General features: G+C 54.1%; 7 protein-coding genes. 4 read left to right on the plus strand and 3 right to left on the minus strand.

The genetic code is table 11. From position 1 onward, the window contains the following. The first annotated feature begins 1 nt into the window (after position 1). Positions 2–3,118 (plus strand): efflux RND transporter permease subunit, encoded by a 3,117-nt coding sequence (locus EGT74_RS12815; RefSeq protein WP_123846988.1) that lies wholly within the window; start codon positions 2–4, stop codon positions 3,116–3,118. Next, a complete protein-coding gene (locus tag EGT74_RS12820) occupies positions 3,115–3,318 on the plus strand; it encodes a hypothetical protein (RefSeq protein ID WP_123846989.1) in 204 nt (67 codons plus the stop codon). Before EGT74_RS12815 ends, EGT74_RS12820 begins: the two co-directional genes overlap by 4 nt. A 383-nt stretch (positions 3,319–3,701) precedes the next feature. Here the strand turns inward: EGT74_RS12820 and EGT74_RS12825 are convergent, their stop codons facing one another. Beyond that, positions 3,702–4,913, minus strand: a complete 1,212-nt coding sequence (locus EGT74_RS12825; RefSeq protein WP_123846990.1) for a serine hydrolase domain-containing protein — start codon at positions 4,911–4,913, stop codon at positions 3,702–3,704. Positions 4,914–5,178: 265 nt separating this feature from the next. Between EGT74_RS12825 and serA the strand changes: the two genes are divergently transcribed. After that, positions 5,179–6,417, plus strand: coding sequence for a phosphoglycerate dehydrogenase (gene serA, locus EGT74_RS12830; RefSeq protein WP_123846991.1), 1,239 nt, complete (start codon positions 5,179–5,181; stop codon positions 6,415–6,417). A 79-nt stretch (positions 6,418–6,496) separates the two neighbouring features. Then, the gene (locus EGT74_RS12835; protein ID WP_123846992.1) at positions 6,497–6,856 is read left to right on the plus strand and encodes a DUF4260 domain-containing protein; all 360 of its coding nucleotides are present in this window, start codon (positions 6,497–6,499) and stop codon (positions 6,854–6,856) included. On the opposite strand, the gene EGT74_RS12840 is transcribed toward EGT74_RS12835, so the two are convergent. Further along, the gene (locus tag EGT74_RS12840) at positions 6,857–7,246 is read right to left on the minus strand and encodes a hypothetical protein (RefSeq protein WP_123846993.1); all 390 of its coding nucleotides are present in this window, start codon (positions 7,244–7,246) and stop codon (positions 6,857–6,859) included. 81 nt (positions 7,247–7,327) lie between these two features. Continuing rightward, positions 7,328–7,894 carry a hypothetical protein gene (locus EGT74_RS27070; protein ID WP_220392875.1) on the minus strand — a complete coding sequence of 189 codons (567 nt, stop codon included), beginning with the start codon at positions 7,892–7,894 and terminating at the stop codon, positions 7,328–7,330. Positions 7,895–8,080: the final 186 nt, after the last annotated feature.

Raw genomic sequence — 8,080 nt, forward strand, 5'->3', positions numbered from 1 at the left:
CATGAACAGATTCATCAGAAATATCGTAGGCTTTTCGCTCCGGAACAGGTTCTTTGTGTTCTTCATGCTGGCCGTGCTCAGCATCGGCGGGGTAGTGGCTTTCCTGCACACGCCCATCGAAGCCTTCCCCGACGTCACCAATACCCAGATCGTGATCGTGACGGAATGGAACGGGCGCAGCGCCGAAGAAGTGGAGCGCTTCGTGACCACCCCCATTGAAATATCGATGAACGGCGTGCAGAAGAAAACCAGCGTGCGTTCCATCACGATGTTCGGCCTCTCCGTTATCAAGATCATTTTTGACGACGATGTGGAAGACTTTTTCGCCCGGCAGCAGGTCAACAATATGCTGCGCAACGTATCGCTGCCGGAAACGGTGGAGCCCGAAGTGCAGCCGCCGTATGGGCCTACGGGCGAAGTATTCCGCTACTGGCTCAAAAGCGAGCACCGCGATTCCCGCAGCCTGCTCACGTACCAGAACTGGGTGATCGACCGCCAGCTGCGCAGCGTGCCCGGCGTGGCGGACGTGGTGGCCTTCGGCGGACAGGAAAAGATCTACGAGATCACCGCCGACCCCATCAAACTGGCCAAATACAACATCACCCCCCTGGAACTGTATGAAGCAGCTTCCAAAAGCAATATCAACGTAGGGGGCGATGTGATCGAAAAGAACGGGCAGGCGTATGTGGTGCGCGGCATCGGCCTGCTCGACAATATCAAAGACATCGAGAACATCATTATAGAGAACATCGACGGTACGCCCATCCTCGTCAAGAACGTGGCCAGCGTGCAGGAAACTTCCGCGCCGCGGGTAGGGCAGGCCGGCCTCAACGACATGGACGATATCGTGGAAGGCATCGTGGTGATGCGGAAAGGAGAGAACCCCAGCGAAGTGCTGGGCCGCATCAAGGAGAAAGTGGCAGAGCTGAACGACAAAGTGCTGCCCTCGGATATCAAGATGGTTACCTTCTACGACCGCGACGTGCTGATGGAATACTGCACCGGCACGGTAATGCACAACCTGCTCGAAGGGATCATCTTCGTGACCGTGATCGTGTTCATCTTTATGGCCGACTGGCGCACCACGCTGATTGTGGGCATCATCATCCCGCTCAGCCTGCTGTTTGCCTTTATCTGTCTCAAGCTGAAAGGCATGAGCGCCAACCTGCTCTCGATGGGCGCCATCGATTTCGGGATCATTATCGACGGGGCGGTGGTGATGGTCGAAGGCATCTTCGTGATGCTCGACCATAAGGCCAGACACTTCGGCATGGCGCGGTTCAACCGCCTCGCCAAAATGGGCTGGATCAAAAAAACGGGCGGAGAGCTGGGCAAAGCGGTGTTCTTTTCCAAACTGATCATCATCATTTCCCTGCTGCCCATCTTTTCGTTCCAGAAAGTGGAAGGCAAAATGTTTTCGCCGCTGGCCTGGACGCTGGGCTTCGCCCTGCTGGGCGCCCTGCTCTTCACGCTCACGCTGGTGCCCGTACTGAGCTCCATCCTGCTCAACAAAAACGTACGCGAACGGCATAACCCGGTGGTGATCTTTTTCCACCGCATCGTGATGAAAGGGTTTAACTGGACGTACGCGCATAAACGATTAAGTCTTCTCATAGCCGTCATATTCATGGGACTCAGTTTTGCCTCCTCGAAATTCCTGGGCTCGGAGTTTCTCCCGCAGCTCAACGAAGGGGCGCTGTGGGTGGAGGCGAAACTCCCCATGAGTATGTCTCTGAACGAAACGACGCAGTTCGTGAGCAAGTTCAGGAAGGAACTGGGCAGCTTCCCCGAAGTGAACGGCGTGCTGTCGCAAACCGGCCGCTCCAACGACGGCACGGATCCTTCCGGCTTCTATTACGTGCAGTGCCAGGTGAACCTTAAGCCGAAAAAGGAATGGACGCGCAGGATCAGTATGGACGAGCTGGTGGAGGAAATGGACAAACGGCTGAAACAATACCAGGGCGTGGTGTACAATTACTCGCAGCCCATCATCGATAACGTGGCCGAGGCCGTGGCGGGCATCAACGCCAGCAATGCCGTGAAGATCTACGGCGATAACCTCGAAGACCTCGACGATATCGCCAACAAAGTGATCGCCCAGATCGCGAATGTGCGCGGCATCAAGGACGTGGGCATTCTCCGCAACGTGGGCCAGCCCGAAATGAGCGTGCACCTCGACGAACAGAAGATGGCCCTCTACGGAGTGAAAACCGCCGACGCGCAGGCCGTGATCGAAATGGCCATCGGCGGCAAAACCGCCACCCAGCTGTTCGAAGGCGAACGCAAGTTCGATGTGCGCATCCGCTACGACCAGCATTTCCGGAAAGACGAAGAGGATCTCCGCAACCTGGTGGTGCCGGCCATGAACGGGAATAAAATCCCGCTCAAAGAGATCGCCGAAATAAAGACCCTCACCGGACCAGCCTTCATCTATCGTGATAACACCAAACGTTTCATCGGCGTGAAGTTCTCCGTCCGTGACCGCGACCTCGGCAGCACCATCGCCGAAGCACAGGCCAAAGTGAATAAAAACATCAGGCTGCCCAAAGGGTATTCCATCGGCTGGACGGGCGAGTTCGAAAACCAGGTGCGCGCCACCAAACGTCTCGGGCAGGTGGTGCCGGTGAGCCTCGTGGCCATCTTCATCATCCTGTTCATCATGATGGGCAGCGTGAAAGACGCCGGCCTCATCCTCCTGAACGTGCCCTTTGCGCTCATCGGCGGCATCCTGGCCCTGCACATCACCGGCATCAACTTCGGCATATCGGCCGGGGTGGGCTTTATCGCACTGTTCGGGATCTGTATCCAGAACGGAGTGATCCTGATCTCGGTGTTCCATAAGAACCTGCTGCAGAAGATGCCCCTCAACGACGCCATCCGCACCGGGGTGGAGGAACGTATCCGGCCGGTGGTGATGACCGCCTTGATGGCCGCGATAGGGCTGATTCCGGCCGCGGTAAGCACCGGCATCGGGTCCGAAACACAGAAACCGCTGGCCGTGGTGGTCATCGGCGGGCTGGTAACGGCCACGGTGCTGACCCTGCTCGTATTCCCGCTGATATTCTTCGGCGCATACAGGAAAAAACATATTTCTCACCATAAAAACACAATAACATGAAAAAGATCATGATGATGATGGCCGCCGCAATGATCACTTTGGGTGGCATCTCCGCAGCCAATGCACAGGAAAAACCGGCGCCTGCCCCGGCTAAAACAGAACAGCAGGCCAAAACACATCACACAAAAACAGCAACGCACAAAGGCGGGAAACATGCCGCCAAACAGCACAAGGCGGAAGCCAAAAAAGCACAACGGTAAAGACGCACAGTTACAGGTTTTAGTTCGCATAAATAGGTTGATAGAACGATCATGAAACGGAGCGTTTCATGCGCAATCCTCTCCGCCCTGCCGAAAATGATACGACGCAGGGCGGATTTTTTTATGGGTATATGGCAAAGATGTATGTGAACAGTACCTTTCAGGCAGGGATAAAGTACGGATAAAGTACCTCCTTGTCATGTACCTTATAGGTACTTCATACGTACTTAAGAGGTACTTAAGAGGTACTTTATCTATGCTGAAATGAAGGTAGGGTAAGGGTTTAGGCTGGTTTTCCCTCGGGGAAGGGTAACGCCTGGCGTCCAGGCATAAAAAAACCAGGGCGCAAGTCCCTGGTCTATATCTTTTAAAGCATTGCCTGTTTATTCTTCCCCCGCTTCCTCCCCATCACCATGGCCGATTATTTCCCGGATGGGTTTCACCGCCTGGTAAATGCCGCGGTTGTAGCGGTTGCCGACGATCACGAGGGTGGTGGAGTCTTTGATGAAACGGTAGAACACGGTGTTGTTGCCATGCCACCAGCCGTTGTGGTATACGATCTTGTTGGTACTGTCAGGGTAGGTGAACAGGCGCCAGCCGAGGCCGTAGTTGCGGATGCCGGGCCTTTCGTTGCTGTAGGGCTTGTAGGCCTCCTCGAGGGTTTCCGGTTTGAAGAGCTTGCCGGAATAGATGGCCTGGTCCCATTTGAGCATGTCGCGGACGGTGCTGTAGATGCCTTTGTCGCCCACCACGCCGTCGAAGCTGTTATCGGGCTCCACGCGCCAGGAGGAGAGGTGGCTCACCGTCTGGTGCGGCCGGGGGGCCTGTGCCGGGTCGGCCACAAAAGTACTGGTCATTTCCAGCGGGGTGAAGAAGGTGGTTTGCAGGTAGTCCGCATATTTCTGGCCGCTTGCCTTCTCGATGATGGAAGCCAGCAGCAGATAGTTCGTATTGCAGTAGTTGAAGTGACGGTCGGGCTGGTACTGGGCGGCCGGTTTGTGCACGGTCATCATCGTGATCACTTCTTCGTTGGTGAGGAAGTGCGATTTGTCTTTATTGAGGCTGTCGCAGAAATACAGGTAATTGGGCAGGCCGCTGCGGTGGTTGAGCAGCATGCGCACGGTAATGCCGAGGTAGGGGAAGTCCGGGTAGAACTTCTGGATCGGATCCTCCAGGCTCAGTTTGCCCTTTTCCACGAGGGTCAAAACGGCCATACCGGTAAAGGTTTTGGACACGGACGCCAGCTGGAAGGAGGAGCTGTCGGTTACCGGCACTTTATTGCCGTGGCTTTCGAGGCCGGAATAATGTTCGTAGATCACAACGCCTTTGCGGGCCAGCAATATGCCGCCGCTAAAGCTGGCCGGGGAGAGGCGGTGCTTCACCAGCGCATCCATTTCGTTTTTAATACGTTTGCTGCGGGCGCTGTTCAGAATGGCGGCTTCATCCACATCACTTAAACCGAGGGTATAGATGGAGGCTGATTTGCCGGTCTTTTTCTTGTCGTTGTTCTTGTGGGCAGAACTGCTGTTACACCCGATATATATGATGCTGGAAGTTGATATGGCCAGTATGATAATTGCCTTTAAACGCTTCATTTAGTGCTGCTGAATAATTGACTGTAACAACTAATAATTAAACTGTAACTAAATAAAATCCGAGCAATATTCATGCCCGATATTGTGCAAATTGTAAGTTTTATTCAAAAAAACGAAATAACAAGGCTGTTTTTTGCGCATTCTCTAATTTGCCGGCCCTTGTATTTGAATTTTGCTCAAACTAGGCTAGGTTTGTGACAATTTTAGTGACAAAAGCCTCCGGTAATTGTCATTTTTATGTCATCGCAGAACCATTACCAGCACCATGAGCCAAAGAAAATTAACGAGTTATCCGAAAGAAAAGATCAACATCCTTTTATTGGAGAACATTAGTGATGCCGCCGTGGCGGAATTTAAAGAGGCAGGTTATATCAATACCAGGAAGGTAGCGGGCGCACTGAGCGAGGAAGAACTCATCCGCGAAGTGAAAGACGCCCATTTGCTGGGTATCCGGTCGAAAACGCAGATCACCGCCAAAGTGCTGGCCGCGGCCAAAAAACTGCAGGCCATCGGCTGTTTTTGTATCGGTACCAACCAGGTAGACCTGAAAAGCGCCACCGACCTCGGTGTGGCTGTTTTCAACGCCCCTTATTCCAACACCCGTTCGGTGGCCGAACTGGTAATCGGTTTGTCGATCATGCTCATCCGCCGGATCCCGGACAAAAACGCCGCCGCCCATAAAGGCAGCTGGATGAAAGAAGCGACGGGCAGCTACGAGCTCCGCGGCAAAACCCTCGGCATCGTGGGTTACGGCAATATCGGCAGCCAGGTGAGCGTACTGGCTGAAGCCATGGGCATGAACGTGATCTATTACGATGTGGAAACCAAGCTCCCGATGGGGAACGCCACGCAGGTGCGTACGCTGAAAGACCTGTTTTCCCAGTCCGATATCATTTCCCTGCATGTGCCTTCCAACAAGAGCACAGCCAACATGATCAATAAACAGACGCTGAAACATGCCAAAAAAGGCGCGATTTTCCTGAACTACGCCCGCGGGGAAGTGGTGGAGCTCGACGACCTGCGTGAAGCGCTGGAAAAAGGACAGCTGGCAGGTGCGGCGATAGACGTGTTCCCGGTGGAGCCGGAAAAGAACGGCGCGGCCTTTTCCACCCCGCTCCAGGGCCTTCCCAACGTGATACTGACCCCCCACATCGGCGGCAGCACCGAAGAAGCCCAGCACAACATCGGCCTCGACGTGAGCAGCAAAATGCTGAACTACCTCGAAAAAGGGGCCAGCTTCGGATCGCATACCATCCCCGCATTGAGCGTGCCCCCGATCGAAAACACGCACCGTATCCTGCACATCCATAAAAACGTGCCGGGCGTACTGTCGGAGATCAACTCCGCGCTCTCTTCCAAAAACATCAACATCCTCGGCCAGTACCTGAAAACGAACGACCAGATCGGGTATGTGGTGCTGGATGTGGATTCCAAACTATCCCAGGAGGCCTTCGCGCTTCTCAAGGAAGTGAACCACACGATCAAAACACGTATGTTATACTAGCAAAGAAAATTCCCGGCCATTGCGCCGGGAATTTTTTTATATCCTCATTTAATTTGAGCTTTGCGCCACATTTACAGCTATGAAGAATTTACTGAAACTGGAAGAAGCCACGTTGTTTTTGCTGGCCATGCTGATGTTCCGCCAGCAGACGGATTATGCGTGGTGGCTCTTTGCGGCCTGCCTGTTGTTGCCGGATCTGAGCATGATCGGTTATGCCGCCGGCCCTAAAACGGGGGCATATGTGTACAATTTCTTTCACCATAAAGGGGTGGCGCTGCTGACTTATTTTATCGGTACGTATTTTATCCTCGACTGGCTGGTATTCACCGGCATCATCCTCTTCGCACATTCCAGCATGGACCGTGTGTTCGGTTACGGCCTGAAATTCATCACCGGTTTCTCCGATACCCACCTGGGAAAAATAGGGAAGCAGCAGTAGTTACTTCACCATAATCGTATCTATCACGAACTGGCCTTCCCGGCCCCGGAACTTCAGGTAATGCACACCGGTTTTTTTAGGGGTGAAGGTGTAGCTGGTATGCAGCACGGGCAGGTTGTCCGTGCACATGGCGTCTTTCGGGTACCTGGCCTGTACATACACCAGCGTGGTATCTGCATTTTTATCTTCCGCAACGAACCTGTCGAATGCACCGCAGCCGTTATGGACCTGGAAATGCACGGTCAGTTTGAGCGGCACGCCCAAAGTGGTGGTATTTACCCCATCCGTCGCCATAACAGGTGCAGGCGCGTATGTATATTCCTTCGGTTTTTTGTCTTTCTCACAGCTGTTCATCGCGGCGGCTATGCCCAGGAGCACCAGAAATCTCATAAGTGTGTTTTTCCCTAAACGGCCGGCGGCGCCGGAATGTTACAGGCCGGCCCTTCCGGAACCGGCCTGCGGCTATATGGGTTACTGAAGCGGCAGTATCTTTTCTTTCGGATAATCTTTAAAAGAATCATTGTCGTAAGCCTGCCGGTTCAACGGAGCTGCCGCACCACTGTTCTGGATCAGCACGAGGCGGAGCGTGCTGTGCCACGACTGTGTGGTGGGGGTGCCGTTCTGGTCTTTCCGGAGCCGCACGTTGCCGGTGGAGATTTCGGCGGTCACGCGGATGTTCCGTTCCGTCACGTAAGGCACCAGTCCGAAGTTACCCCCGAAATCGGAGGTGGCCACATATACCAGGATGGTGTTGGCGCTGATGTTGGCGGCGGTGAGCACGGTGGGCGCGGCCACGTCGAGGTAGGAATAGGTGCCGGCGCCCGTCCAGGTCAACGCCATGATATTCTTTTCATATATCCGGACGTTGGCATTGCCATTCTGACCGGCCGGACCCTGTGGCCCCTGGCCGCCCTGAGGGCCCTGCGCCCCGGTGGGGCCTGCCGGTCCCTGCGGGCCTTCGGCGCCGGCGGGGCCTTCTTTCGTGCACGACAAAAAAAGCATGGGGCATGCGAGGAGAAAAACAAACAGTTGTTTCATGATTGAATTGTTTATGAGGTTATTAAAACAGAATATGCTGAATATGAACAACCGGGGTTTGGGGTGTATGATTTCCGTGATACTAAAATAGGGCAGGGTGGCCTGCCCGCCAAGCGTATTATTACGCAAAAAAGGGGCGGCTGCGTAATGCAGCCACCCCTTTGTGAAAGAATGATCGTTTAAAAA

This window comes from Chitinophaga lutea, from assembly GCF_003813775.1.
Lineage (GTDB): Bacteria > Bacteroidota > Bacteroidia > Chitinophagales > Chitinophagaceae > Chitinophaga > Chitinophaga lutea.